The sequence below is a fragment of the Bradyrhizobium sp. Kon69 genome (genome assembly GCF_055807515.1).
The window spans coordinates 37810-62731 of the sequence record NZ_JBVVOS010000021.1; the positions used below are offsets into that span (position 1 = coordinate 37810).

General features: G+C 65.0%; 24 protein-coding genes and 1 pseudogene. 11 read left to right on the plus strand and 14 right to left on the minus strand.

The genetic code is table 11. The annotated features are described in order from the left end of the window. Window positions 1-11: 11 nt before the first annotated feature. From AC0L3U_RS26050 to radA, 5 genes are all read right to left on the minus strand, one after another. Window positions 12-752, minus strand: coding sequence for an SDR family NAD(P)-dependent oxidoreductase (locus AC0L3U_RS26050; protein ID WP_473363741.1), 741 nt, complete (start codon window positions 750-752; stop codon window positions 12-14). 64 nt (window positions 753-816) lie between these two features. Continuing rightward, window positions 817-960, minus strand: coding sequence for a hypothetical protein (locus AC0L3U_RS26055; protein WP_473363742.1), 144 nt, complete (start codon window positions 958-960; stop codon window positions 817-819). A 15-nt stretch (window positions 961-975) separates the two neighbouring features. After that, a complete protein-coding gene (purF, locus tag AC0L3U_RS26060; RefSeq protein ID WP_085352900.1) occupies window positions 976-2481 on the minus strand; it encodes an amidophosphoribosyltransferase in 1506 nt (501 codons plus the stop codon). Window positions 2482-2509: 28 nt separating this feature from the next. Then, the gene (locus tag AC0L3U_RS26065) at window positions 2510-3139 is read right to left on the minus strand and encodes a CvpA family protein (RefSeq protein ID WP_007592055.1); all 630 of its coding nucleotides are present in this window, start codon (window positions 3137-3139) and stop codon (window positions 2510-2512) included. 166 nt (window positions 3140-3305) lie between these two features. Then, window positions 3306-4751 carry a DNA repair protein RadA gene (radA, locus tag AC0L3U_RS26070; RefSeq protein ID WP_007592053.1) on the minus strand — a complete coding sequence of 482 codons (1446 nt, stop codon included), beginning with the start codon at window positions 4749-4751 and terminating at the stop codon, window positions 3306-3308. Window positions 4752-4966: 215 nt separating this feature from the next. Between radA and AC0L3U_RS26075 the strand changes: the two genes are divergently transcribed. Further along, on the plus strand, window positions 4967-6124 hold the full coding sequence (locus AC0L3U_RS26075) for an ABC transporter substrate-binding protein (RefSeq protein WP_473363743.1): 1158 nt from the start codon (window positions 4967-4969) through the stop codon (window positions 6122-6124). Further along, window positions 6124-8193, plus strand: coding sequence for a putative bifunctional diguanylate cyclase/phosphodiesterase (locus tag AC0L3U_RS26080; protein WP_473363744.1), 2070 nt, complete (start codon window positions 6124-6126; stop codon window positions 8191-8193). The genes AC0L3U_RS26075 and AC0L3U_RS26080 overlap by 1 nt, the downstream gene beginning before the upstream one ends. 11 nt (window positions 8194-8204) lie before the next feature. On the opposite strand, the gene AC0L3U_RS26085 is transcribed toward AC0L3U_RS26080, so the two are convergent. Next, complete coding sequence (locus AC0L3U_RS26085) at window positions 8205-8930, minus strand: sulfite exporter TauE/SafE family protein (RefSeq protein WP_473363745.1); 726 nt, start codon at window positions 8928-8930, stop codon at window positions 8205-8207. Between the two features lie 189 nt (window positions 8931-9119). Here AC0L3U_RS26085 and AC0L3U_RS26090 point away from each other — a divergent pair, with 189 nt between their 5' ends. From AC0L3U_RS26090 to AC0L3U_RS26100, 3 genes are all read left to right on the plus strand, one after another. Continuing rightward, window positions 9120-9998: a L,D-transpeptidase gene (locus AC0L3U_RS26090; protein WP_473346370.1), complete on the plus strand. Its 879-nt coding sequence runs from the start codon at window positions 9120-9122 to the stop codon at window positions 9996-9998. A gap of 320 nt (window positions 9999-10318) precedes the next feature. Further along, a complete protein-coding gene (locus tag AC0L3U_RS26095) occupies window positions 10319-10687 on the plus strand; it encodes a GFA family protein (protein ID WP_473363746.1) in 369 nt (122 codons plus the stop codon). Between the two features lie 98 nt (window positions 10688-10785). Then, window positions 10786-11601 carry a hypothetical protein gene (locus AC0L3U_RS26100; protein ID WP_473363747.1) on the plus strand — a complete coding sequence of 272 codons (816 nt, stop codon included), beginning with the start codon at window positions 10786-10788 and terminating at the stop codon, window positions 11599-11601. Window position 11602: 1 nt separating this feature from the next. Here AC0L3U_RS26100 and AC0L3U_RS26105 read toward each other — a convergent pair whose 3' ends face one another. Beyond that, on the minus strand, window positions 11603-12373 hold the full coding sequence (locus tag AC0L3U_RS26105; protein ID WP_473363748.1) for an exodeoxyribonuclease III: 771 nt from the start codon (window positions 12371-12373) through the stop codon (window positions 11603-11605). 40 nt (window positions 12374-12413) lie between these two features. Here AC0L3U_RS26105 and AC0L3U_RS26110 point away from each other — a divergent pair, with 40 nt between their 5' ends. After that, the gene (locus AC0L3U_RS26110; RefSeq protein WP_473363749.1) at window positions 12414-12632 is read left to right on the plus strand and encodes a hypothetical protein; all 219 of its coding nucleotides are present in this window, start codon (window positions 12414-12416) and stop codon (window positions 12630-12632) included. Window positions 12633-12644: 12 nt separating this feature from the next. On the opposite strand, the gene alr is transcribed toward AC0L3U_RS26110, so the two are convergent. The 3 genes from alr to AC0L3U_RS26125 form a co-directional block, all read right to left on the minus strand. Beyond that, the gene (alr, locus tag AC0L3U_RS26115) at window positions 12645-13925 is read right to left on the minus strand and encodes an alanine racemase (RefSeq protein ID WP_473363818.1); all 1281 of its coding nucleotides are present in this window, start codon (window positions 13923-13925) and stop codon (window positions 12645-12647) included. Window positions 13926-13976: 51 nt separating this feature from the next. Then, a complete protein-coding gene (locus tag AC0L3U_RS26120) occupies window positions 13977-15485 on the minus strand; it encodes a replicative DNA helicase (RefSeq protein WP_027569657.1) in 1509 nt (502 codons plus the stop codon). Window positions 15486-16242: 757 nt separating this feature from the next. After that, entirely contained in the window at window positions 16243-17493 is a 1251-nt protein-coding gene (locus AC0L3U_RS26125) for a class I SAM-dependent methyltransferase (RefSeq protein ID WP_473363750.1), read from the minus strand. 281 nt (window positions 17494-17774) lie between these two features. Here AC0L3U_RS26125 and AC0L3U_RS26130 point away from each other — a divergent pair, with 281 nt between their 5' ends. Together AC0L3U_RS26130 and AC0L3U_RS26135 are read left to right on the plus strand one after the other, a co-directional pair. Next, entirely contained in the window at window positions 17775-18803 is a 1029-nt protein-coding gene (locus AC0L3U_RS26130) for a hypothetical protein (protein ID WP_473363751.1), read from the plus strand. Window positions 18804-18829: 26 nt separating this feature from the next. After that, window positions 18830-19067: pseudogene (locus AC0L3U_RS26135) on the plus strand (hotdog family protein); the annotation flags it as partial. A 38-nt stretch (window positions 19068-19105) separates the two neighbouring features. Here the strand turns inward: AC0L3U_RS26135 and rplI are convergent. From rplI to rpsF, 4 genes are all read right to left on the minus strand, one after another. Further along, window positions 19106-19711, minus strand: a complete 606-nt coding sequence (gene rplI / locus AC0L3U_RS26140) for a 50S ribosomal protein L9 (protein ID WP_007592024.1) — start codon at window positions 19709-19711, stop codon at window positions 19106-19108. A 63-nt stretch (window positions 19712-19774) separates the two neighbouring features. Further along, a complete protein-coding gene (locus AC0L3U_RS26145; RefSeq protein WP_247360586.1) occupies window positions 19775-20752 on the minus strand; it encodes a DUF2232 domain-containing protein in 978 nt (325 codons plus the stop codon). A gap of 129 nt (window positions 20753-20881) precedes the next feature. After that, the gene (gene rpsR / locus AC0L3U_RS26150) at window positions 20882-21121 is read right to left on the minus strand and encodes a 30S ribosomal protein S18 (RefSeq protein ID WP_007592020.1); all 240 of its coding nucleotides are present in this window, start codon (window positions 21119-21121) and stop codon (window positions 20882-20884) included. Between the two features lie 5 nt (window positions 21122-21126). Further along, window positions 21127-21642, minus strand: a complete 516-nt coding sequence (rpsF, locus tag AC0L3U_RS26155; RefSeq protein WP_275167216.1) for a 30S ribosomal protein S6 — start codon at window positions 21640-21642, stop codon at window positions 21127-21129. A gap of 356 nt (window positions 21643-21998) precedes the next feature. On the opposite strand from rpsF, the gene AC0L3U_RS26160 reads away from it, so the two are divergent. The 3 genes from AC0L3U_RS26160 (at window position 21999) to fabD (ending at window position 24865) form a co-directional block, all read left to right on the plus strand. Next, complete coding sequence (locus AC0L3U_RS26160; protein WP_473363752.1) at window positions 21999-22703, plus strand: TetR/AcrR family transcriptional regulator C-terminal domain-containing protein; 705 nt, start codon at window positions 21999-22001, stop codon at window positions 22701-22703. Window positions 22704-22706: 3 nt separating this feature from the next. Beyond that, the gene (locus tag AC0L3U_RS26165) at window positions 22707-23732 is read left to right on the plus strand and encodes a fatty acid desaturase family protein (RefSeq protein WP_473363753.1); all 1026 of its coding nucleotides are present in this window, start codon (window positions 22707-22709) and stop codon (window positions 23730-23732) included. Between the two features lie 173 nt (window positions 23733-23905). Continuing rightward, window positions 23906-24865, plus strand: a complete 960-nt coding sequence (gene fabD, locus AC0L3U_RS26170; RefSeq protein WP_473363754.1) for an ACP S-malonyltransferase — start codon at window positions 23906-23908, stop codon at window positions 24863-24865. Window positions 24866-24922: the final 57 nt, after the last annotated feature.

A 24922-nucleotide genomic window follows, 5' to 3' on the forward strand; every position in this document is an offset into this window, starting at 1 on the left:
CGTCAAGTCAATCAGGCCGGCGAGCGGAAGCTCATCAGGCTGCGGGTCTTGTAGTCGTAGAACCTGCCGGTCTGGGTCCAATCAGGCGCGCACATCGGCACGATCAATTCGGCGACCTGCTCGGCCGTATCGAGCGTCGCCGGGTCTTCGCCCGGCATCAGCGTGGCGCGCATCCGGGTGCGGACGGGACCTGGATTGAACAGATTGACGCGCAGCTTGGTATTCGCAGTCTCCTGCGCCCAGGCGCGCGCCAGCGTTTCCAGCGCCGCCTTGGACGCCGCGTAGGGACTGACATAGGCGGTCGCCTTGTTGGCGGCGCCCGAGGTGATGAACACCGCGCGGCCGGCGTCGGATTGCTTGAGCAGCGGCTCCATGCAGCGGATCAGCTGGAAGTTCGCGGCGACGTTGACCGCCATCACGTCGGTGAAGGCCTTCAACTCGATATGGCCGATCGGCGAGGAGGGGCCGAGCACGCCGGCATTGCCGACGAGGATGTCGAGCTTACCGTAGCGTTCGTGCAGGCCGGCGCCGAGCCGCGCGATGCCGTCGGAATCGGTGAGGTTGAGCGGCACCAGTGTTGCGGTGCCGCCGTCCTTGCGGATCTCGTCATCGAGCTCTTCCAGCCCGCCCTGCGTGCGCGCCACGGCGACGATATGCGCGCCGGCCTTGGCCAGCGCCTTGGCCGTGGCGAAGCCGATGCCGCGCGAGGCGCCGGTGACGAGAGCGATGCGGTTGGCGAGTGGATTTGTCATGGCGGGGTTTTACAGGCGTAGATGGCCGGGACAAGCCCGGCCATGACGGAATTTTCGCTTGGGCTTAGTTGCCGCCGCCCGACTGCATGTTGTCGCTATTGCTTCCGTTTCCCGATCCGTCGGGTGTCACCTTCATGCCCTGCCTGAATGCGAAGATGATGAAGCCAACCAACAGCCCTCCGCAGAGAATGGCGATGGCCAGCTGCATCGTCGCGGCCTCGCCTTAGCTCGCCTCCGCCAGCAACGACAATTGCCGCGGCTGCTGCTCGGTCTGGGTCTGGTCGGTGAGGTGGGTCGGATAGGCCCCGGTGAAGCAATGATCCGAGAATTTCGGATTGGCGGGGTCGCGGCCGGGCTCGCCCATGGCGCGGTACATGCCGTCGATCGACAGGAACGCGAGCGAGTCGGCGCCGATGATCTCGCGCATCTCTTCCAGCGAATGCGTCGCCGCAAGAAGACCACCGCGGTCCGGCAGATCGATGCCGTAATAATCGGGATAGAGGATCGGCGGCGAGGCGAGGCGGAAGTGCACTTCCTTGGCGCCGGCATCGCGCATCATGCGCACGATCTTCTTGGAGGTGGTGCCGCGCACCAGTGAATCGTCGATCAGGATGATGCGCTTGCCTTCGATGGCGGCGCGGTTGGCCGAATGCTTCATGCGCACGCCGGATTCCCGGATCGCCTGCGTCGGCTGGATGAAGGTGCGGCCGACATAGTGGTTGCGGATGATGCCGAGTTCGAACGGGATGCCGGAATGCTGGCTATAGCCGACCGCGGCGGGCACGCCGGAATCCGGCACCGGCACCACGACGTCGACCGGCACGTGGCTCTCGCGCGCGAGCTGTGCACCGAACGCCTTGCGCACCTCATAGACCGAGCGGCCGTGAACGATGGAATCCGGACGGGAGAAGTAGATGTATTCGAAGATGCAGGGACGCGGCGCGATCGGCGGGAACGGCTTGTGAATGTCCTGCCCGCTCTCGTCGAACACGATGACCTCGCCGGGCTCGATGTCGCGGACGAAGCGCGCGCCGATGATGTCGAGTGCGCAGGTCTCGGAGGTCAGGATCGGGCAACCATCGAGCTCGCCGAGCACCAGCGGACGGATGCCGCGCGGATCGCGCGCGCCGACCAGCTTCTTGTTGGTCAGCGACACCAGCGCATAGGCGCCCTCGATCTCGCGCAGCGCGTCGATATAGCGCTCGATGAAGCGGCTGCGCCTGGAGCGCGCGACCAAATGCAGGATCACCTCGGTGTCGGTGGTCGACTGCATCATCGCGCCGTTCTTCACGAGCTCGCGGCGCAGCGTCAGGCCGTTGGTGAGGTTGCCGTTGTGGGCGACCGCGAGGCCGCCGGCATTCAGTTCGGCGAACAGCGGCTGCACGTTGCGCAGGATGGTCGCGCCGGTGGTGGAATAGCGGACATGGCCGACCGCCATCGTGCCGGGCAGGCGGTCGATCACCTCGCGGCGGGAGAAGGTGTCGCCGACGAGGCCGAGGCGGCGTTCGGAATGAAAGCGGCCGCCGTCATAGGAGACGATGCCGGCGGCTTCCTGGCCGCGGTGCTGAAGGGCGTGAAGGCCGAGCGCCGTGATGGCGGCGGCATCGGGGTGGCCGTAGATGCCGAAGACGCCGCATTCCTCCCGCAGCGTATCCCCCTCCAGATCGTCTTGAAGTTCCAGCGCGGCCGGGCCGAGATCAAGTAGGGCGTCCTGGTCAGGATTTCGCATCTCGTCCGAGCCTCTCGTTAGGGCCTAATCAACGCGCCGCGGGTTTCTCGATCAGCTTTTTAAGACTGTCACGAGCCGGTTTGCTGTATCCGTCGCCACTGCCCGAAGGCTGCTGCTCGGAATCAGTTTGCTCTTCATCTGGTTTGTTTTTCTTGAATCTCTTCAAGATGGTGTTCTCGGGGTCGTCAGGCAAGAGGGCCATCAGCCAATCCCCGGTTCCCTGCAACACCACGCGGGATTTGGCCCCTGTGACCCAGTCCGGGCGCTGCTTGTCCGGTACCAGCCAGGTGAAGAACAGGAAGGCGACCACGACGATCAGAAGCCCGCGCGCCAGCCCGAACAGAAAGCCGAGCGTGCGGTCTAGTGCGCCGATGCGCGAATCCAGGATCATGTCGGAGATCCGGACCGTGATCACGGAGACCACGACCAAAGTGCCCACGAACACGCCGGCGACCACGACCACGCTCGCGACGGTATCGTTGTTGAAATAGGTCTTTGCGGTCGGCAGCAGCTTCGAGAACGAATAAAGGGTGACGATCGCCGCCGTGCCCCAGGCCGCGATCGACAGGATTTCGCGCATGAAGCCGCGAACCATGGCGAGCAGGCCCGAAATCAGCATCACACCGAGCAGGATCAGGTCGAGGATGGTTACTGGCATCGGCTGGTCTGGTCCGCTCGTACTTCAAGGTGCTCAGCGAATCGGTGTTTGGCCGCCGCCCCTAAGTGAGGGCCAGACGACGTTCCCGGCAAGGCCGCAACCACGCAATCCCATGCTGCTTTTGTGACGGCTGTATAGCGGCGAGGGCGGGGGACGTCACCACCGGCTAACCCTCTCCACGGCGGAATCTTGCCGGTGTGGCATTTTTCTCTGCCGGCGCGCTCGAGTCGCCCCGCCGGGAGCCGCGCGCGGCGATCTCGGCGACCAGCGTTGTCAGGCTGTTGATCGCGTTCAGCGACAGGCCGGCATCGCCGGCGGCTTCGCCCCGGGCCGATTCGGGCAGGACGGCACGCTGGAAGCCGAGTTTTGCCGCTTCTTTCAGCCGGGCCGGGGTCTGCGCCACCGGGCGCACCACGCCGGAGAGCGAGATCTCGCCGAAATAGACCGCATCGGTGGGTAACTGCGCATTAACCAGCGAGGACACCAGCGCCGCCGCGGCGGCCAGATCGGCCGCCGGCTCGTGGATGCGCAGGCCGCCCGCGACGTTCAGATAGACGTCGTGGCCGGACAGCTTGACCCCGCAATGGGCTTCCAGCACCGCCAGCACCATCGACAGCCGGCTCGGATCCCAGCCGACCACGGCCCGGCGCGGGGTGCCGAGCGAGGTCGGCGCCACCAGCGCCTGCAATTCGACCAGAACGGGCCTTGTGCCCTCGATGCCCGCGAAGACTGCGGTGCCGGGCGTGCCGAGATCGCGCTCGGACAAAAACAGCTCGGAGGGGTTGGTGACTTCGCGCAGGCCAAGCCCGGTCATCTCGAACACGCCGATCTCGTCGGTCGGCCCGAAGCGGTTCTTCACGGCGCGCAGGATGCGGAATTGCTGCGAGCCTTCGCCCTCGAACGACAGCACCGCATCGACCATGTGCTCGACCACGCGAGGGCCTGCGATCTGGCCGTCCTTGGTGACGTGGCCGACCAGGATGATGGCCGCGCCGGTCCTTTTGGCAAAACGAATCAGGGCCTGTGCCGAGGCGCGCACCTGCGTCACCGTGCCGGGTGCCGATTCCACCGTGTCGGTCCACATGGTCTGGATCGAATCGATCACGATCAGCCGGGGCACCGCGCCCTCGGACAGCGTCGAGACGATGTCTTCGACCGACGTCTCGGCGGCGAGCTGCACCGGCGCATCCGACAGCCCGAGCCGCTCGGCGCGCAACCGCACCTGTGCGACCGCTTCTTCGCCGGAGATGTAGACGACGCGGTGCCCGGCGCGCGCGAGCAGGCTTGTGGCCTGCGTCAGCAGCGTCGACTTGCCGATGCCGGGATCGCCGCCGACCAGAAGCACCGAGCCGCGCACGAAGCCGCCGCCGGTGACGCGATCGAGCTCCGTCATGCCCGAGGACAGACGCGGGGCGTCCTGGGTTTTTCCGGACAGGCTCTCCAGCGCGAACGTCCGCCCCTTGCGCTTGGAGCGGATCGACACCGGCACGCTGCCGGTCGTGTCCTCCTCCGCGAGCGTATTCCACTCGCCGCAGGACTCGCACTTGCCCTGCCAGCGGTTGTAGGCCGCGCCGCAGTTCTGGCAGACGAAGGAAAGTGTGTTCTTGGCCATGGGGACAGCGAGTCCGGGGACAGCGAGTCGGGGTTTCAGGTGTGCTGATAGCACGGAATGACGGGTCGAGAGCGTGAGTCCGCGCGGACCGCATATCGCAGTTCGCCACGCCTGATACACCCTTTGTTAGCTCTATGCCGCCGCAACAGACCGGACTTTGCCAAATGTTAGCGGACGGGGTCCAGTTTCGGAACCGATACGGGATCGCGAAACGAATGACGGGATTTTTACGGATATTGCTCGCTGTGGGCATCACCTGCGGCGTTCTGATGCCGCCTGGCGGCGCTGTTGCGGCCGATGCGAAGCGTCTCAACGTCGTCTTCGTCAACCCGGGCAAGACCGGCGAGGTCTATTGGGACATGGTTTCGCTGACCATGCAGGCCGCCGGCCGCAAGCTCGGCGCGCATGTCGAGGTGCTGACCAGCGAGCGCAATTACCGCACCATGCAGGAGCTCGGGTTCGGCGTGGTGGCACGCAGCGACAAGCCCGACTTTCTCATTCTCTCGAACGAGGAATCGGCCGCCGTCCCGATCATGGAGGCAGCCGAGGCCGCCGGGATCAGGACGCTGCTGCTCTCGAACACGCTGATCGGTGACGATGCGGCGCGTCTTGGACCGCCGCGTCAAAAGCTCAAGACCTGGCTCGGGGACATCACGACGGATCTTCAGACCGCGGGCGCGCGGATGGCCAATGCCCTGATCGACGCGGCGCGTGCCGAGAAATGGCAGAGCCCGGACGGCAAGATCCACATTCTCGGCATCGGTGGCGACGAGATCACGCCGGCCTCGATCGCCCGCAACGCGGGTCTCAAGCTCGCGGTGGACGCCGCGCCCGACGTCGTGGTGGATCGGATGCTGTTCGCCAACTGGACCCAGTCGGAAGCCGAGCATGTCACCACGAATTATCTGAGCTGGGCCACGCGCAAAGAGATCCGGCCCGCAGGCATATGGGCCGGAAACGATCCGATGGCGCTGGGAGCGCTTCGCGCGGTGATCGCTGGCGGCCTCACGCCCGGGCGGAACATCCAATTGGTCGGCCTCAACTGGTCGGAGGATGCGCTGCGCGAGATCAAGGCGGGCCGCTTGCTCCTGACCGACGGCGGGCACTTCCTGCTCGGCGGCTGGTCGATCGTTCTGTTGCGCGACTACGCCGATGGCTGCGATTTTGCGGACGTATCACCCCGTGTCGAGGTCAAGACGTCCGCGATCACGCGCGACAACCTCGCTGCGGTTGGCGACCTCATCACCACGCGCGCCTTCGACCGGATCGATTTCGCGCGTTTCAGGGCCAGGGCAGGGCGCTGCGGCCAGTACGACTTCTCCGTCGATGCGCTGATCTCGTCGCTGACTCCTGTGGAAGGTGCTGCCGACTGATGCGAAACGGCGACGACATGACCGATCCGGACCGCAAGCAGCAGGCGGCGCCGCCGCGCTTGCGCTCGGTCGTCCGTGCGATGATCTGGGCGACAGTGCCTGTTCTGTTGCTGGTGCAACTGCTCGCCTCCGCCGGCGTGGAGGCGTCGAGCTTCTGGTCGCAGATCAGGCAGCTCGACGCGCGCATCGCCCGCCTCGCGGAGAGCCGCGCCGAGCTGATTGCCGAACCGCTCTGGAAGATGCGCTACGACCAGGTCACGAGCGTGCTCAACGAGATCATGCACGACGAGAGCATCGCCGCGGCGGCCGTTTACGACGATACCGGAATCGCGATCGCCCACGTGGTGGCGCGCCCGACGGGGCAGGCGGTCGCGGAGATCTCGCGCCCGATCAACTACAGCAACGGCAACATGGCGGTGCAGGCCGGCCGCATCGCGATCGTATATTCGCGTGCGGCGCTCTACGCAGACGCGGGCAGCCGGCTGGTGCTGCTGCTGGTCGTCGGCCTGTTGGCAACGTTTGCGACCCTGATCGCCATGCGGATCTCCGCCAACCTCTTCATCGGCAGACCGCTGGCGGCGATGATGTCCGCGATCCAGCGCAGCAAGCAGGACGGCCGCGCCTATCCGGCGGAGGTCAAATCCTCGAACGAGTTCGGTCAGCTCGCGCATGCCTTCAACGCCATGCAGCACACGACGTCGGGTGCGCTCGACCGGCTCGGCCACATGGCCGCGCACGATCCGCTCACGGGGCTGCCCAATCGCCGTTCGCTTTCCGAGCACCTCGCGACCCTGAGTCACGATGCCGGCTCACCGGACGCGCTGATCGCGCTCTGCTTCATCGATCTCGACGACTTCAAAGGCATCAACGACACCTTTGGCCATGATTCCGGCGACAAGTTCCTGGTGCACATTTCCGAGCGCCTTCGTGGTGCGGTCGAACCGCAAGATTGGGTGGCTCGGCTCGGCGGCGATGAATTCGTCGTCATCCGACCCGAGGTCAGCAACGAGGAGACCGCGCAGAGGTTTTCGCGCCACTTGCTGGATGCGATTTCGGAGCCGATCCGGCTTCACGACAAGCAAGTCGTGCCGCGTGCCAGCATCGGCCTTGCCGTGCGCCGTGCCGGAGATCCAGAGCTTTCGCACCTGCCGGCGCTCGCCGACATCGCGCTCTACCATGCCAAGAGCAAGGCGCCCGGCACGGTTGCGGTGCTCGACGAAGCGCTTCAGCGCGACTATCGGCGCCGCCGGGAGCTCGAACTTGCCATTCCCACAGGCTTCGACGAGAGGCAGTTCGAGGTCTGGTATCAAAGCCAGGTCGATCTCGAAAGCCACGACATCGTCGGCCTGGAAGCGCTGATCCGCTGGCGCCATCCGGAGCATGGCGTGATCGGTCCGGGCGAATTCTTGCCGTTGATCGAGCGCAGCGGCAACAATGCGCGGCTGACGCGCTACGTGCTCACCGACGCCTGCCGCGCCCTGCAACATCTGGCTGCGGCCGGCAGGTCGCATATTCGGATCGCGATCAATCTGCCGCCGTCTGAGCTCGCCGACCATTCGTTCGCCGCCGAGCTGCGCGCGACCTGCGCGCGCTTCGACGTGGCGGCATCATTGCTGGAGCTCGAGATCACCGAGGGATCGCTGATCAACAACATGGCCAGCGCATCCGAGACACTGCACCGCCTGCGGCGCCTGGGTGCCACCATCGCGCTCGACGATTTCGGCACGGGCTACAGCTCGCTCGCCCATCTCAGGCGGTTTCCGCTGGACAAGGTCAAGATCGACAAGGCCTTCATCAGCGAGATCCCCGATAGTGCGGAAGACAAGGCGATTGTTGGCGTCATCGCATCGCTCGCCGGCACGCTGGGCCTCACTTTGGTGGCCGAAGGCATCGAGCGTGCCGAGCAGGCCCAGGCCATGCGCGAGATGGGCGTGAGGTTCGGGCAGGGCTTTCTCTATCATCGGCCGCAGCCACTCGAGGCCGTGTTGCTATGGCTCGAGGGACGGCCGGCCCACCAGAACCGCGTCATCGAGGATAGCCCGTCGATCGCACCCGAATTTGCGGTCTGAGCGCAACGCGGCTACGGCTGCGCCGCATTCCACAGCATGGAGAGGCCGGCGGCGATCATGATGGCGTCCATCACGACGCGGAACATCTCCGGCTTCAGGCGCAGCACGAAGCGTTTGGCGATGAAGGCGCCCGCCATCAACGACGATCCTGCGACCAGGCCTTTGACGAACACATCGCCGGTCAGCGCGCCGAACCGTTCGAAGGTCACGGATTTCGCGGCATAGAGCCCGAGCGAAGAAGCCGCTTCGGTCGCGAGGAAGGCACCCCGGGACAAGCCGTAGAACAGGAACAGTGGGACGCTGAGCGGGCCGGTGGAGACGACGATGCCGGTGAGGTAACCAATGACGGCCCCGCCGATCGCCAGATGCCAGAGATTGGCCTTGAGGTCGTGCCGCGCCAGCCAGTGCCGCACCGGCACCATCGCGATCAGGAAGACCCCGATGGCGAGATCGACGGCGTGCGAGGGCAGGGCCAGCAGCGTCCGCGCGCCGAGCACGGCGGCCGGAATGCCTGTCACCGAATAGGCCGCGCAGGCCCGCCAATCGACCTCGCGCCACCAGGCCAGGATTCGCGAGAAGTTGGCCATGACGGCGGCCACCGCCATGATCGGCACCGCCTCCTTTGGCCCATAGGCATAGACAAGCACCGGCATCAGCATGATCGACGAGCCCGTGCCGACGATGCCGGAAATGGTGCCTGCGATGAGGCCGACGATGAGGACGAAGAGAAAAGCCAAAACGGTCTCCACGAATCGGGAGTTTAGCCGCGGCCAGGGGCGCAGGCGATCTGCGAGGCGAGGGAACCCGGTCTTGCCGAGAGTTCGGCGTTAACCATCGCCGACGGTTCCAGTCTGAGCGAAATCGCTTCGAAGTTTCTTAAATCTTACTGAGTACCTCTCGTGAGCATAGTGACCTGGGGGAAGAGTATGGCTAAGCGGTCCAAGCGCGGAAAGGCGGAGACGTTCGCAATCCCGATGGCCGCGAGAGTTGCAATTGGCGCCGTGGCCGTCGCCGCGCTGGGGTACGGTTTGCTGTCCCGACCGACGAACCTGCAACCGGCACGAAAGCCGTCCGCGCACGAAGCCCAAGCGTCGTCCACTCCGGTTTACGTCTCAACGCCGGTTCGTGCATCACCGTCAGCACCGGCTCCGACGCCGGCTTCGGCTCCGCTTCCGGCCCCGGCGCCTCTGGTCGAACCGCCCAAAGCGGCCGACGTTCCCGGAGCATTGGTGCGGCAGGTGGTCGACTACGCCAGCCGCCAGACGCCGGGCACCGTGATCATCGATACCAAGAACACATTCCTCTATCTCGTTCTGAACGACGCGCAGGCACTGCGCTACGGCATCGGTGTTGGCCGCGAAGGTTTCACATGGTCCGGTGAGCAGACTGTGGCCCGTAAAGCAGAGTGGCCGGATTGGCATCCGCCCGCGGAGATGGTCTCGCGTCAGCCTTATCTGCCGCGGTTCATGGCAGGAGGTCCCGGCAACCCTCTTGGCGCTCGGGCGATGTATCTGGGCGACACCGAATATCGAATTCACGGCACCAACAAGCCCGATACGATCGGGAAGCGGGTCTCGTCGGGCTGTATCCGGCTGACCAATGAGGACGTCGTTGACCTCTATGATCGCGTGAAAGTCGGCGCGAAAGTGATCGTGCTTCCGACAACCGTTGCCCGCCGACCACCCCAGGGAGCGCCGGCCGACGCCGCTTTCCGATTGCCGGATCCGGCATCGCCGTCGAACCGGTTCTCGGCAACTCACGCGCAGATGCCGTCATCCGGACCGAAGATCGCCGAGGCCCAGTAACGCGTCCTCGATCTTCATTCTGCAACTGAGGACAAGGCGCCAATGCAAGGCGCCTACGAGGTCAGCTCCTGGCCCATCGCACCGTTTGCGTGTCGGGCGAAGTGTCTCGACCGGTGAAAACCTGTGTTTCGGATATACGTAACCCATTGATTCGTCAGCGGTCGGCTACTGTGCATGGGGTTGTTTTTCATGTTTTTGTTGAGTTGGCGCGGCAAGTCGGGGTTCGCAGCACATGGGTCAAGTCCGGCTGCGCGCTGCTGACAGCATGTTGGCAGCAGGCTCCGGCTACGACCATCTCCTGACAAAACGGAGAGCGGGTCATGCGGGTCGAGGCAAGCTGTCATTGCGGTGAGACGGTGTTCGAGGTGACGGAGGCGCCCTCGAGCGTGACCCGTTGCACCTGCTCGCTCTGCGCCAAGCGCGGCGCGTTGTGGGCCTACTACACGCCGGCGCAGTTTCGGCTGCTGTCGCCCGCGGAGAACGTCGCGACCTATCTCTGGGGCAGCCGCACGGTCAAACACCATTTCTGCGCAAGCTGCGGCTGCGGTACCTATTCGGAGTCGCCGGACTGGTCGACCGGCAAGCTCGATTTCGACAATCCCAGGGTCGGCGTCAACGCGCGCCTGTTCGACGAGTTCGATCTCGAGGCCGTGCCGGTGACCATGATCGACGGCAAGAATCTGTGGTGAGCATGCGCTCTCGCGCATGTCTGCTGCTCGTCAGTCCCCTTGAGGCACTGCTGAAAAGCTGATCTGTTTCCGGCCCGATAGAACAAGGGAGGAAGCCGATGATGCGTCTTTTCGCGCGAGTGATGCTCGCGATGTGTCTGGCCGTTGTAGCCGGCCTCAATGCGCAGGCGCAGACCAAGCCGAAGGTCACCACATCGGGACCGGATTTCCCCAAGGCCGCGCTGTTCGTCGGCAACAGCTTCTTCTACTACAACAACGGCATGCCCGGGCATCTCTCCTTCATGGAGCGGGCTGCGGATCCCGAAAACAAGGCGGCCTATCGCAACACCATGGCGACGATCGGCGGCTCCGGCCTCGATTGGCACGACATGGACAATCTGCTGCGGCCGGGTGGCCTCGGCGCCTATTCGTTCGACGAGCAGAACAACGTCGTCTTCAACAAGCCGGGCAGGCAGTACGACGCCGTCGTGATGATGGATTGCAGCCAGTGCCCGATCCATCCGCAATTGAAGGACGCGTTCGCCACCTTCGCGAAGAAGGACAGCGAGATCGTCCGCGCCCATGGCATGCGGCCGGTCCTGTTCATGTCCTGGGCTTACGCCGACAAGCCTGAGATGACGGAAGCCTTGGCCGAGGCCTACACGATCGCAGGCAATGCCAATGATGCGCTGGTTATTCCCGCAGGCCTTGCCTTCGCACGCGTGCGCAAGCTGCAGCCCGAGCTCAATCTGTATGCGCCGGACAAGCGGCACCCGAGCCCCGCAGGCACGTATCTGGCGACCTGCGTGACGTTCGCCGCGCTGACGGGCCGCTCGCCGGTCGGCAATTCCTACACGATGGGACTGGACGCACCGACGGTGGAGCTGCTGCAAAAAGCAGCGTGGGACACGGTGCAGGAATATTACGGGCGCTGATCTAGCGCAGCACGACCCAGGCCGGTGCGTGATCGCTCGCGCCTTCCTCGCCGCGAACGTCCTTGTCTACGCCGGCTTTTGCCAGGCGTGAGACGAGGGCAGGGCTGAGCAGGAGATGGTCGAGCCGCAGGCCCGCATCGCGCGGCCAGCGGTTTCGCTTGTAATCCCAGAAGGTGTAGATGCGCTTTTCCGGGTGCAGTTCGCGGATCGCGTCACACCAGCCTTGCGCCACCAGCGAGGCAAAGGCCGCACGGCTCTTCGGCTGGATCAGGGCATCCTTGTCCCACGAGCGTGTCGGATAGATGTCGATCTCATCAGGCGCAACGTTGTAGTCGCCGGCAAGCACCACGGGCAGCTCCTGCTTGATCAACGTTTTGGCATGGCGCTTGAGCCGCGTGAACCAGTCGAGCTTGTAGTCGAATTTCGGTCCCGGCTGCGGATTGCCGTTCGGCAGGTAGATGCTGGTGACGATGACACCGCGTACCGCGGCCTCGATGTAGCGGGCTTCGTGATCGGCAGGCTTTCCCGGCAAGCGATCGCGGGTGAGAACGGGCTCGGCATTGCGAGCCAGGATGGCGACGCCGTTCCAGGTCTTCTGTCCACACCACACTGCGCCGTAACCGGCCTTTTCGATCGCGGCCGCCGGAAATTCGCCATCACTTGCCTTCAACTCCTGAAGTGCGACGACGTCGGGCTTCGCCGTTCGCATCCATGCCAACAGATTGGGCAGGCGGCGATTGATGTTGTTGATGTTGAACGTCGCGATCTTCATGTAGAGCTACCGGCTCCTGCCTTCCGTTACCGGAGAAACAATGTCCAAGTTGAGCTTTGCCGTTATCGCCGTCGCCGTTGCGTTCTCCGGGGGCGTCTCGGCACAATCATCCGATCCGCGCGGCGCGTGCAAGGCGGACTATGACAAATTCTGCGCCGGCCTTGCGCCGGGCGGCGGCATCGTCGCCTGCCTCAACGCCAAGCGCGATCAGCTCAGTGCAACCTGCAAGACGGCGCTGGACAGCAGGAAAAAGAAGTAAGCGGCGAGCTGCTCAGCCCGGCAGTGGCGGCGGGCTAGCGGGCGGCTCGACCGGCGGCGGAGCGGCCGTCTGCTGCTCGACCGCCTGCGCGGGAGCCGGCCTGGCCAGCGGCTCCACCACGTTTCCGCCCTTGTAGATGCGGGCGTAGCGGCGGCCGAGGCTGGTCAGCACCTCGTAGCCGATCGTTCCGAAATGATGCGCGAGCTCGTCGACGGTGATGCCCTCGCCGAGCAGCGTCACCATGTGGCCGCGCCGTGCCGCGTTCGGCGGCAGATCGGAGATGTCGATCGCGATCAGGTCCATCGAAACGCGGCCGGCGACCGGACAGCGCTTGCCGGCGACGATGACCTCGGCACCGCGGGTGCCGTCGTTGGAGCTTGCGGCGCGGAAATAGCCGTCGGCATAACCGACCGCGATGATCGCGAGTTTCGTCGGCCGCCGTGCGGTCCAGGTGCCGCCATAGCCGACGCTCTCGCCGCGCTCGACATTGCGGATCTGCACGATGCGGGCCTTGAGATCGACCACCGGCTGCATCGGATTGTCGGCCTCCGGCGTCGGGTTGACGCCGTAGAGCGCGGCGCCAGGCCGCACCATGTCGAACTGGAAGGGCGCGCCGAGGAAGACGCCGGACGAATTGGCGAGCGCCGCCGGCACGCCGGAGAATTCGCTGGCGATGCCGCGGAAGGCCGCGAGTTGCTTGGCATTCACCGGGCTGTTGAGCTGCTCGGCCGACACCAGATGGCTCATCACCAGCGTGATGCCGTGATCACCGGCGTTGATGCGGGGGATGATGGCCTGCGCTTCCGCAAGCGTCAGGCCGAGCCGGTTCATGCCGGTGTCGATGTGGATGGCGGCGCCACCGGTCCAGCCGGTGCGGCGGCAGAACACGTCCCATTCGGCAAGCTCGTTGAGATCGCCGATTACGGGGCGGCAGTTGATCTGGGCGTAGTGCTCGCCGGTGTTCTGGAAATAGCCGCCGAGCACGTAGATCGCAGGCTCCGGCACCGCCGCGCGCACCTTGCGCGCTTCCTCGATGGTGGCGACGAAGAAAGTCTTGCAACCGGCCTTGTTCAGGGCACGCGCGACCTGCTCGGCGCCGCAGCCATAGGCGTCTGCCTTGATCACCGCCGAGCATTCCGCCGGCACCGCCGTCTTCTCGAGCTTGCGCCAATTGGCGATGATGGCGTCGAGATCGACGGTGAGCACGCCGCCGAAGGTCGCGAGCGCGGCAGCTTGATTGGCCTCCGCGGAGAGGAGGCCGGATTGCGGGATGATTTTCGGGTCGGACGCCATTGTCATGACGCCGTTTTACGCAAGAGGCCGGTCGGGTTCAACCCAGGGAACTCAGTAGTCGTTGCCGCTGCGGTCCGGCACCTGGCTGTCCGGCGCAAGATCGCCGAACCGTGTGATCGACGCTTCGAAGGCCACATCGACGGTGCCGGTCGGGCCGTGGCGCTGCTTGCCGATGATGACTTCGGCCTTGCCATGCGCAAGATCCATGTCCAGGCGCCATTTTTCGTGCTCCGGTGTGCCCGGGCGCGGCTCCTTGTTTCCGAGGTAATATTCCTCGCGGTAGACGAACAGCACGACGTCGGCGTCCTGCTCGATCGACCCCGATTCGCGCAAATCCGAGAGCTGCGGCCGCTTGTCGTCGCGCGACTCGACCTGGCGCGAGAGCTGCGAGAGCGCAATCACGGGCACGCTGAGTTCCTTGGCGAGCGCTTTCAGACTGGTCGTGATCTCGGTGATTTCCTGCACGCGGTTTTCGCTGCGCTTGCCCGAACCCGACAAGAGCTGAATGTAGTCGATGACGATGAGGTCGAGGCCCTTCTGCCGCTTCAGCCGGCGGGCGCGCGCCATCAGCTGCGCAATCGAGAGACCGCCGGTCTCGTCGACATAGAAGGGCAGCGACTGCAGCTCGATCGAGACCTCGCGGATCTTCTCGAAATCGGCCTCCGAGATGCCGCCGCGGCGGATCGAGGAGGAAGGGATGCCGGTGCGCTCGGCCACGATACGCGTGGCGAGCTGGTCGGCCGACATTTCGCAGGAGAAGAAGCCGATGACGCCGCCATGGGCGGCCTTCATGGTGCCGTCGGCCTGGAGTTCTGGAACGTAGGCCCGAGCGACATTGTAGGCGATGTTGGTTGCAAGCGAGGTCTTGCCCATGCCGGGTCGGCCGGCGACGATGATGAGGTCGGAGTGCTGCAACCCGCCCATCTTGGTGTCGAGGTCGCGCAGGCCGGTCGAGATGCCCGACAGCTTTCCGTCGCGCTGGAACGCTTTCGCGGCCAGATCGACCGCAAGCGTCAGCGCCTGCGAGAATTTCTGGAAGCCGCCGTCATAGCGGCCGGATTCGGCGAGTTCGTAGAGGCGGCGCTCGGCGTCCTCGATCTGCGCCCGCGGCGCGAAGTCGACCGGGGCGTCATAGGCGACATTGACCATGTCCTCGCCGATGCCGATCAGGTCGCGTCGCAATGCCAGATCGTAGATGGTGCGCCCATAATCCTGCGCATTGATGATCGTGGTCGCTTCGGCGGCGAGGCGCGCCAGATATTGCCCGATGGTCATGCCGCCAATATCGGTGTCGGCGGGCAGGAAAGTCTTCAGCGTGACGGGCGTCGCGATCTTGCCCATCCGGATCAGGCTGCTGGCCGTCTCGAAGATGGTCTGGTGCAACGGCTCGAAATAGTGCTTCGGCTCCAGGAAGTCGGAGACGCGGTAAAACGCGTCGTTGTTGACCAGGATCGCGCCCAGCAGGCTCTGTTCCGCCTCGATATTATGCGGCGCGCTACGATAGGCGGGAGTTCCGGCTTCGGGCGCAAGTTTGAGAACGTTCGAATCAGTCAGGGCCATGGTCGAGCGATAGCAATTTTCTGGGGCGGATGCGGGGCCGGGATAAAGCGCCGCCTCAGACCAAAGCGGAAGCAAAAGCTCGCCGCTATCAACCGATCATTAAAATGGTGGATGATTGGCCGCCGCAGCCCGCGCCGCGCTTGACGGATTTTCCTGGAACCATGTCGGGACCTGAAAGCCGTCGCTACCGCGGCACGGAAAACGCTCGTTGAAGTGAACCTAATGGGTTGGCGGGCCGACGTATCGAGACGCGCGCGAAATGACGCACGCTGGGCGCTTTCGGCTCGGTTCAGACCAGCAGGAGGTAAACCAGTGCAACCAGAGCCGCCCCGACGCCGGTAGCGATCAAGGCGTAATCGGTGCGGAGGTCGTCCTGCACGTCGAATGAGGTTTGGGTCTCTTTGCTCATGGCGACGGTCTATGCCAGGGCCGACGAGACTTATGTGAAGCAGATCACATCTCCCCGGATTCTTTCGGGGGTACAGCCGGAACAGGCAGGCAGGCGGGGGGTTGTCTCCCGATCTGCCACCAGGGAACGAGGCAAGCGATGCGGCCAGAACGGCAGCCCCGGAATTGGCGAAGCGAAGCAGGCAGCCGGCGTTGGCTGTCGGGGCTGATCGCGGCCATGGAGCACGCTGCGAGGCCGGAAGTACGTCGGGAGCCGGTCGCCCCCGAAATCCTGAAGGCACTGCGGATGCAATTGGCCTTAACGGCCTCTTTCCGGTCTGCTCCGATTTCGACCCTGCGCCACTAGGACTTATTCACCAGCCAGCTTCAGCCTCGGCTTGGTGCCGGCTTCGACGGCCCGCAGCCGGGCTTCGTCACGCGCGATGTAGTTGCGTGTCATCGGCACGACGCCCTGACGCCGGGTGAGTTGAATTTGGAAGTTCATCATATCCTGCTTGCGGAACGTCATCTCGCTGGCTGCCAGATAAAATTCCCACATCAGCGCGAAGCGCTCGTCATACAGCTGCACGGCTTCTTCGCGCCGCGCCATGAAGCGCTCGCGCCATGCCTTCAACGTTTCGGCGTAATGCAGGCGCAGTATCTCGATGTCGCAGACCAGCAGGCCGGCCCGCTCGATCGCCGGCAGCACCTCCGAGAGGGAAGGGATGTAGCCGCCGGGAAAGATGTATTTGGCGATCCACGGATTGGTGGAGTCCGGGCCCTGCGAACGGCCGATCGAGTGCAGCAACATGACGCCGTCCTTGTCCAGCAGCTCGGCGCAGCGCTGGAAGTAGGTGTCGTAGAAGCGCGCGCCGACATGCTCCAACATGCCGACTGAGACGATGCGGTCGAACGGGCCGGCGATGTCGCGATAGTCCTGAAGCAGGAATTTGGCCGATCTGGTCAGGCCCTTTTCGGCTGCGCGCGTATTGGCGATCTGCAACTGCTCGGTCGACAATGTGACGCCAGTGACGTCAGCACCTGCGATCTCGGCGAGATAGAGCCCAAGTCCGCCCCAGCCCGAGCCGATGTCGAGCACGCGCTGGCCGCCCTTGACGAGTAGCTTTGCGGCGATGTGCCGTTTCTTGGCGAGCTGCGCATCGTCGAGCGTGCTCTCCGGCGTCTCGAAATAGGCGCAGCTGTATTGCTTGTCGGCGTCGAGGAAGAGCGAATAGAGCCTCGCATCGAGATCGTAATGGTGTGCAACGTTGCTGCGGGAGCGCGGGCGCGGATTGAACTGCTTCAGGTGCCGCACCAGATAGCGCAGGTGCCACCAGGGTTTTGCCCAGTGCGGCAATAGGTCGGGTTGATCGAGCAGGATCGCGAGGGCATCAGCTATGGTGCCGTGCTCGACGACGAACTCGCCGTCCATGTAGGCTTCGCCCAGACCGAGTTCGGGATTGACGAGGATCTTCCGCTCTGCGTCCGCGGTGACGAAGCGGACTGCGACCGGTTCGCCCGAGCCGTCGCCGACGGTGAACTTCGAGCCCTTCGCCGTGGTCACCGTCATCGACCCGCGGCGGATGAATTGAGACAGGAATTGACGCAACAATCGATCCATCGGCACCCATCCTCTCGAGCGGACCCGAAGAGATGCGACTAACCCGGCCTTTGACACCCTACGCCCGGGCATCTCAGCGGTTCCTATGCGTTTGCATCTAGATCTAGGGAGGTGTCCCGGGCCCGCTATTGCGCTGTGCTCAAAGCGGATATTCCAAAACCGCTTAATCACATCCTTGCGCGCGGAGGCTGCTTCCATTCGCGGCTCAATCGGATAAAAGGTGACCCGCCGCGGCGCCGCCTACCGGCTGCACCTCTCGGAATTCAATGGAGATGATGGGAATGTCGAGCCGAGCGCTCAGCCTCGCGACGATCTTGCTTCTGATCGGCTTCGGCGCGACCGATACCGTTCTCGCGCAGGCGACGAACCTTGAGGCCGGCAAGGCCCCATCCCAGCTTTTCGCGCAGACCTGCAATGCATGTCACAAGAGCCCGCGCGGCCTGTTGAAAACGGTGGCGCCGGGCTCGCTGCCGGGCTTCCTGCGCCAGCATTACACGACCAGCCCCGACATGGCCGGCGTGCTCGCCTCCTATCTCGTCTCCAACGGAGCCACCGACACCCGCTACCAGGCCAAGGACGGCAAGGACAAGAAGGACGGCGCCAAGGACAAGGACAAGGATAAGGACAAGGAAGCCAATACCAATCCGGCGCAGTCCCCTGAACGTCAGGGTCGCCGCCAACGATCCCAGGAGTCCGCCAAGCCGGAAGGCGAGGGTGCCGCTCCCGCGGCCGAGGGCGCGCGTCAGAAGCGTGCCGCGCGGCCGGCCGAAGAAGGAACGAAGGAAGGCGCGAAGCCCGAGGGCCAGGCTGCCCCCGAAGGGCGCAAGGCCAAGCGTCTCGGCAAGCGTGGCAAGCCGGGAAGTGATGAGGCACCGAAGGTCGATGCCGCGGCGCCCACGGCAGACGACAAGAAGACCGAGCCGAAGGTCGAGTCCAAGCCCGAGACAAAGCCCGAGACTGCGAAGGGGGATTCCAGCGAGGCTAAATCCGAAGGCAGCAAATCTGAAGGCAGCAAGCCGTCCGAGAAGCCCGCCGAGGCCAAGCCGGAAAGTGCCAAGGTTGAGCCGCGCGGTAGCGAGACTCCGGCGTTGCGGCCCGATCCAGTGCCGCAGGTGACGCCGGCAGCACCGTCCGCCGCGAAGCCCGCCGAGCCAGCTGCGCCCAAGGCGGCGGAAAAGGCTGCTCCCAAACCCGCCGCGAGGTCCGAACCGCCAGCGAAGTCGCAGGAGACCGCGCCGCCCGCAACCGCTGCGGCCCCACCGCCGCCAGCCGAATCGTCCGGTCCGCCAACGCCGCCGATTTCGCGATAAGCGACCATATATTTCGACATGCGAAGGCCGCGCTCTCGCGCGGCCTTCGTCGTCTTGGGTACAAGCTCAATCTGTTGTCGCCCGCGGTCAGCGAGAGCTGATCTGCCGGGCGAGGGTGATCAAGCCGGGGCGTCAGGTCTCCGTGGTCGCAGCCGACGTTTTCTGCGTCACCGACGGCGTCGAGAAGCAACCAGCAACGGCGCTCGCGTCGATCGCGATGCTGAGCGAGGACGTTGCCGCCAAACGAAAAGCCCGGCCGCCTGAGGCGACCGGGCTTCGAAAGCCTTGCGCGATGCGGAGGCTTACTTCTCGGTCTCTTCCGCAGCCGGCGCCGGCTCGGCGTCGTCCTGCTGGGCTTCCGGGTCGAAGAACTCGCCGGCAGCTGCGATCGCTTCGGCCGCAGCATCCCGGTCTTCGTTCCGGCTCGAGATGTCCTCGCCGCGGTTGATGCGCTCGGCCTCGTCCTGGCTGCGCGCCACGGTGACACTGATCTCGATCTCGACCTCGGGGTGGATGGCGACCGTGATGGTGTGCTTGCCGATGGTCTTGATCGGCGCGTCGAGCTGAACCTGCGGGCGGGACAGTGAAACACCGTCGGCTTCGAACGCCACGACGATGTCGCGCACGTTGACCGAGCCGAACAGCTGGCCGGCTTCCGAAGCCTGACGGATCACGATGATGTTCTTGCCCTGGATCTTCTCGGCGACCTTGGACGCCTCGCCCTTGGACTCAAGGTTGCGAGCCTCGAGCTCGGCCTTCATGCCGTCGTACTTGGCACGGTTGTCGGCGGTGGCGCGCAGCGCCTTGCCGCGCTTGAGCAGGAAGTTGCGGGCATAGCCGTCGCGAACCTTCACGACTTCGCCCATGTGACCGAGCTTGTTGACGCGTTCCAGCAAAATGACTTCCATATTCGTTCTCCTTTGATGTGTTGAGTGAGTTGGAATTTCGAACTTGAACTTTCGGATTTGAACTCAAGAGGTCGGCAGCGGCGGTGGCTGGCGCGTACGAAGGAAGCGTTCGCGGAGGCCGAACACGGCATCCGCGAGGCCGAGGATCACCATCGCCATGACGGGCCATCCGAACACGACCACGACGGCGTAGGTCGAGCCGAGCCAGAAGGTGCGGCTCTTCAGCGCCAGCGTCAGCGTGTGCAGCACGGCAAAGCCGGTCAGCGCATATCCCATCATCAGCGCCGCCGCCGCGATCTGCGCCACGATCGCAAGCAGTCCGCCGGTGAAGCAGAAGGCGAGCGCGATGCAGAGCGCCACGAGCGTCATCGGTGGCAGCTCCGCCGTCATCAGGTCCGGCCAGGGGCGTCGCAGCCGGCCCGACGTCGCCGTCACCTTGGTGCTGAGCCAGAGGTTGAGGGTCAGCGTCATCATCGCGACGATGGTGGCGGCGGCCGGCACGATCCGCACCAGTGCGTCGACGAATTGGTCGGTTTCGCCGGAGGTCTGCGGGTCGGCGGCGCGGAGCAGGCGCATCAGGCCACGGCGCAGCGTGCCGGTGATGGTCTCGGCGTCGGTGCCGAGCGTGAGCAGGGCCGCGAGCGTGGTCAGTGTGGCGAAGCCCGCGATCCACAGCAGGATGCGGCCGACCGGATACCACTCGAGCACAGGCTCGGTGGGCGGCTCTGCGGCGGGCTTCGGCGCGGCGGGTCCGACCTGCCGGCTGAGCAGGACGAGATGGCCGAGCCACCAAGCCGGCAACGCGACGGTGACGGCGAAGGCAATGCAGTAGGGCAGGCCGAACAGCGCGCCGAGGCCAACCGCGGCGGCGATGCCACCGAGGCTCGCGCAAAGCGGTCCCCAGCCGATCGAAGCGACCATCAGCGGCAGCGGTGCGAGATAGAACAGGACGAGCGAGATCAGCGCGCCCGAAGCGATCGAGGCGAACATCAGGGCCGACGCAGCGCCGGCGATCAGGGCTATCAGTCCAAAGGCCATCATCAGCTGTCCCGCTCCCTTCGAGCGGTTAGAGGCATCTCGCCCCAACCATCGGCGACCGGACGACCCGGAAGCCTTATGAGAAACTAGGTAGTTCGGCCGGCGGCGATGTCGCCGCCGGCCGAATTCGTCTTAGCGAATGACGTAGGGCAGCAGGCCCAGGAACCGCGCGCGCTTGATGGCGCGGGCAAGCTCACGCTGCTTCTTCGCGGACACCGCGGTGATGCGGCTCGGCACGATCTTGCCGCGCTCGGAGACGTAACGCATCAGCAGCTTGGAGTCCTTGTAGTCGATCTTCGGAGCATTCGCGCCCGTGAACGGGCAGCTTTTGCGGCGACGGAAAAACGGGCGGCGTGCACCAGCTTCAGCCATTGTTCTTACTCCCCATCCGTCGTGGTGGTGGTGGTGGTTTCAGCGTCTTCGCGCGGACGGCGCGGACCGCGGTCACCGCGGAAGCCGCCACCTTCACGATCGCCACCACGGAAACCACCCTCGCGGTCGCCACGGAAGCCACCGCCTTCGCGATCGCCACGGAATCCGCCGCCACGGTCGTCACGCTCGCGGTCACGGTCGGCCTTGCGCATCATCGCGGACGGGCCTTCCTCGAGCTCTTCGACGCGGACGCTGAGATAGCGGATCACGTCTTCGCTGATGCGCTCCTGGCGCTCGATCTCGGCGATCGCCGCGGACGGCGCGTCGATGTTGAGCAGCACGAAATGCGCCTTGCGGTTCTTGTTCATGCGGTAGGTGAGGGAGCGCACGCCCCAATTCTCGGTCTTGACGACCTTGCCGCCGAGACCCTCGACGATGCCGGTCATCTGCGCAGTCAGCTCTTCGACCTGCTGCGTGCTCGCGTCTTGGCGCGCGAGAAAAACATGCTCATAGAGAGCCATGGAAGTCCTTTCCTCATGTTGGCGCATCGCCCGGCGTCAAGCCCTTAAGAGGCCTTCGGAAAGGACTCTGGGATTAAGCTCAGAAGGCGGAAACACGGGACGACGGGTCGACTGGCCCTGCCACACCAAAATCACGAATGATTTGCTGAGACCGTCCGTTCAGCTCCCGGCCGGGGTCTGCGGATGGGCGCGTTATACGGATTTCGGCTGACTTGGCAAGGTTTCTGGCAGGTTGCAGTCGGCGTTTTAGCGCGGACGGTCCCGATGCGGGCGGCTGGATCCCCCGCGGACCACCATACCGGCTTGATTTGTTTGTTTGTATATCATACAAACAAATCTGACGGGAGCGAACCCCAATGGCAGAAAAGTCGGCCCAGGAGCCGCTCGAGATGGCAGGCGACCCCAAGCACGCCACCCGCGCCACGCGGTCGGCCGGCCGCAAAATGCGCTCGCTGCTGCTGGATGCCGCGAGCCCGCTGTTTCGGGAGCGGGGGCTGTCGGGCACGGCGATCACCGACATCGCAGCCGCTGCGAACGCGTTCCCGAGCCAGATCACCTATTACTTCCGCACCAAGGAGGCGCTGTTCGTCGAATGCGCCTGCCGCGAGCTGCTGTACCTGGCGCGAGCGACCGAGCAGGCGGCGCTGAAGGCGCGCACGCCGCAGGACTATACCCACGCGCTGGCCGAGACAGTCACGGCAAGCGATTCGGTGACCTTCTTCGCCGAGGCGCTGACGCTGACGCGGCGGCGCCAGGATCTCGCGCCGCTGGTCGAGCGCACCATCGAGCGCCTGCACAGCGAGGGTGCGCGAGCCTATGCGAGCCAGGTCGCGCGGCACGGCTGGCGCTCCCTGCGCGCGCCCGATGAGAGTTCGCGGCGGTTCTGGGCCGTCGCGATCGGCGTCATCCTCGAGGGCTACGCGATGGGCCGTTCGCCCGAGGCGCTGTGCGCCGAGATGCTGCGCGTGCTGGGTGAACAGGCGAAATCCAATCATGACGCGGCGCGCCTGCGCCTCGTCGACGCGCGCGACGCATCGAGCAATTCGAATGAGGAGAGTTAGGCCATGACTGCGCTTCGCATGCGTGCCCGCGATTTCCTGACCGACGACCAACTTGCCGACGTGCGCCAGCGCGTGACCTGGAAAGGCGTCGCGCTGATCGCGCACGCCTGGGCGCTCATCATTGCGGCAATTGCTCTGGTCGCGTGGTGGCCCAATCCGATCACCTATATCTTCGCCGTCGCCATCATCGGCTCGCGCCAGCTCGGGCTCGCGATCCTGATGCATGACGGCGCGCATGGCTGCCTGTCCGCCGACGAGAAAACCAATCTGACTCTAAGCCAGTGGTTCTGCGCCTATCCTCTGTTTGCGGAGACGCGCAGCTACCGGCGCTATCACCTTCAGCATCATGCGCGCACGCAGCAGGAGGACGATCCCGATCTCGTGCTGTCGGCGCCGTTTCCGATCACGAAGCTGAGCTATCGCCGCAAGTTCATTCGCGATCTCACCGGGCAGACCGGCTACCAGCAGCGCAAGGCGCAGTTGCTCAATGCGCTGGGGCCGAAGGACTGGCCGTTGCGACAGCGCGCGGCGCATTTTTGGGAGAAGCTCGGCCCGCAATGTCTGGTCAATGGCGCGATGTTCGCAGCGCTCACGGCGGCCGGCGTGTGGTGGGCCTATCCGCTGCTATGGCTGGTGCCGCTCCTGACCTGGATGATGGTGATCACCCGCATCCGCAACATCGCCGAGCACGCGGTCGTGCCCGACAGCAGCGATCCCTTGCGCAATACCCGCACCACCTACGCCAATTTCCTCGAGCGTCTGTTCATCGCGCCGTATTACGTCAACTACCACCTCGAACATCATCTCTTGTTCTACGTGCCCTGCTACAATCTGCCCAAGGTTCATCGCTTGCTGAGCCAGAGCCGACACGCGAGCCGCATGGAGGTGCAGCCGAGCTACGCGGCCGTGCTGCGGCTTGCGACCGCGAAGCCGAACCGCGATGACCGCCCGGGGCAATTGGTCAACAGCGCGCGCCGCGCGCAAGCGGGGTCCGAGGTCGACGCCAACCAGACGGCCGGCGGATTCTAGGGACCCGTCTCATCAGTTGAAGGCTGATCGAAGTTCCTATCTTGGCTTGACATTCCGGCCCCGGACAGTGTCTACGGCCCCCTTTGGAGCATGATCCGGAACCATGGCCTACGGCCGTGCGTAATCGGCTGCCGGTTCTCGCAGAGATCACGCCCGACAAGCAGGGAGCCCCGATGACGGCAGCATTCACATTTCCGGGGCAGGGTTCCCAGGCGGTCGGCATGGGCAAGGCCTTGGCGGATGCCTTTCCGGTGGCGCGCGCCGTGTTCGACGAGGTCGATGCCGCGCTGGGGGAGAAGCTGACGGCGACCATCTGGGATGGTCCGGCCGAAACCCTCCAGCTCACCCAAAACGCCCAGCCGGCCCTGATGGCCGTGTCTGTCGCCACCCTGCGCGTGCTGGAGGCCGAAGCCGGGTTTTCCGTCGGGCGGGATGCGGCCTTCGTCGCCGGCCACTCGCTCGGTGAATATTCGGCGCTGGCCGCGGCAGGCAGCCTGACGATTTCCGACACCGCGCGGCTGCTTCGCATCCGCGGTCTCGCAATGCAAAAGGCCGTGCCGGTCGGCGTCGGTGCGATGGCCGCTCTGCTCGGCCTCGACTACGAGGCCGCCGTGGCGGTGGCCGACGAGGCCGCTCAGGGGCAGGTCTGCCAGGCCGCCAACGACAATGGCGGCGGGCAAGTGGTCGTCTCCGGCGACAAGGCCGCGGTCGATCGCGCCGTCGAGATCGCCAAAACCAAGGGCGCCAAGCGCGCAATGTTGCTGCCGGTGTCCGCACCGTTCCATTGCAAGCTGATGCAGCCGGCTGCGGACGCGATGGCAGAGGCGCTGGCCCGGGTCGCGATCAAGGCGCCGGCGGCCCCGCTGGTGTCGAACGTGCTGGCGAGCGCGATCACCGATCCCGACGAGATCCGCCGCCGCCTGGTCGAGCAGGTCACGGGCACCGTGCGCTGGCGCGAGTCGGTGGCCTATATGGCGGGGCAGGGCGTCACCCGTTTCTTCGAGATCGGTGCCGGCAAGGTGCTGACCGGCCTCGTCAAGCGTATTGCGGACGGTGCCGTCGGCGTTGCGGTCGGTGGTCCCAACGACATTGCTGCCGCCAAGGATGCATTGGCCGCTGCGAAGCAGGCCTGAGGCGCGATGATTCGTCGTCGCGATCGAGTTCTTTAGTTGACGCACGATCCTTTCGGA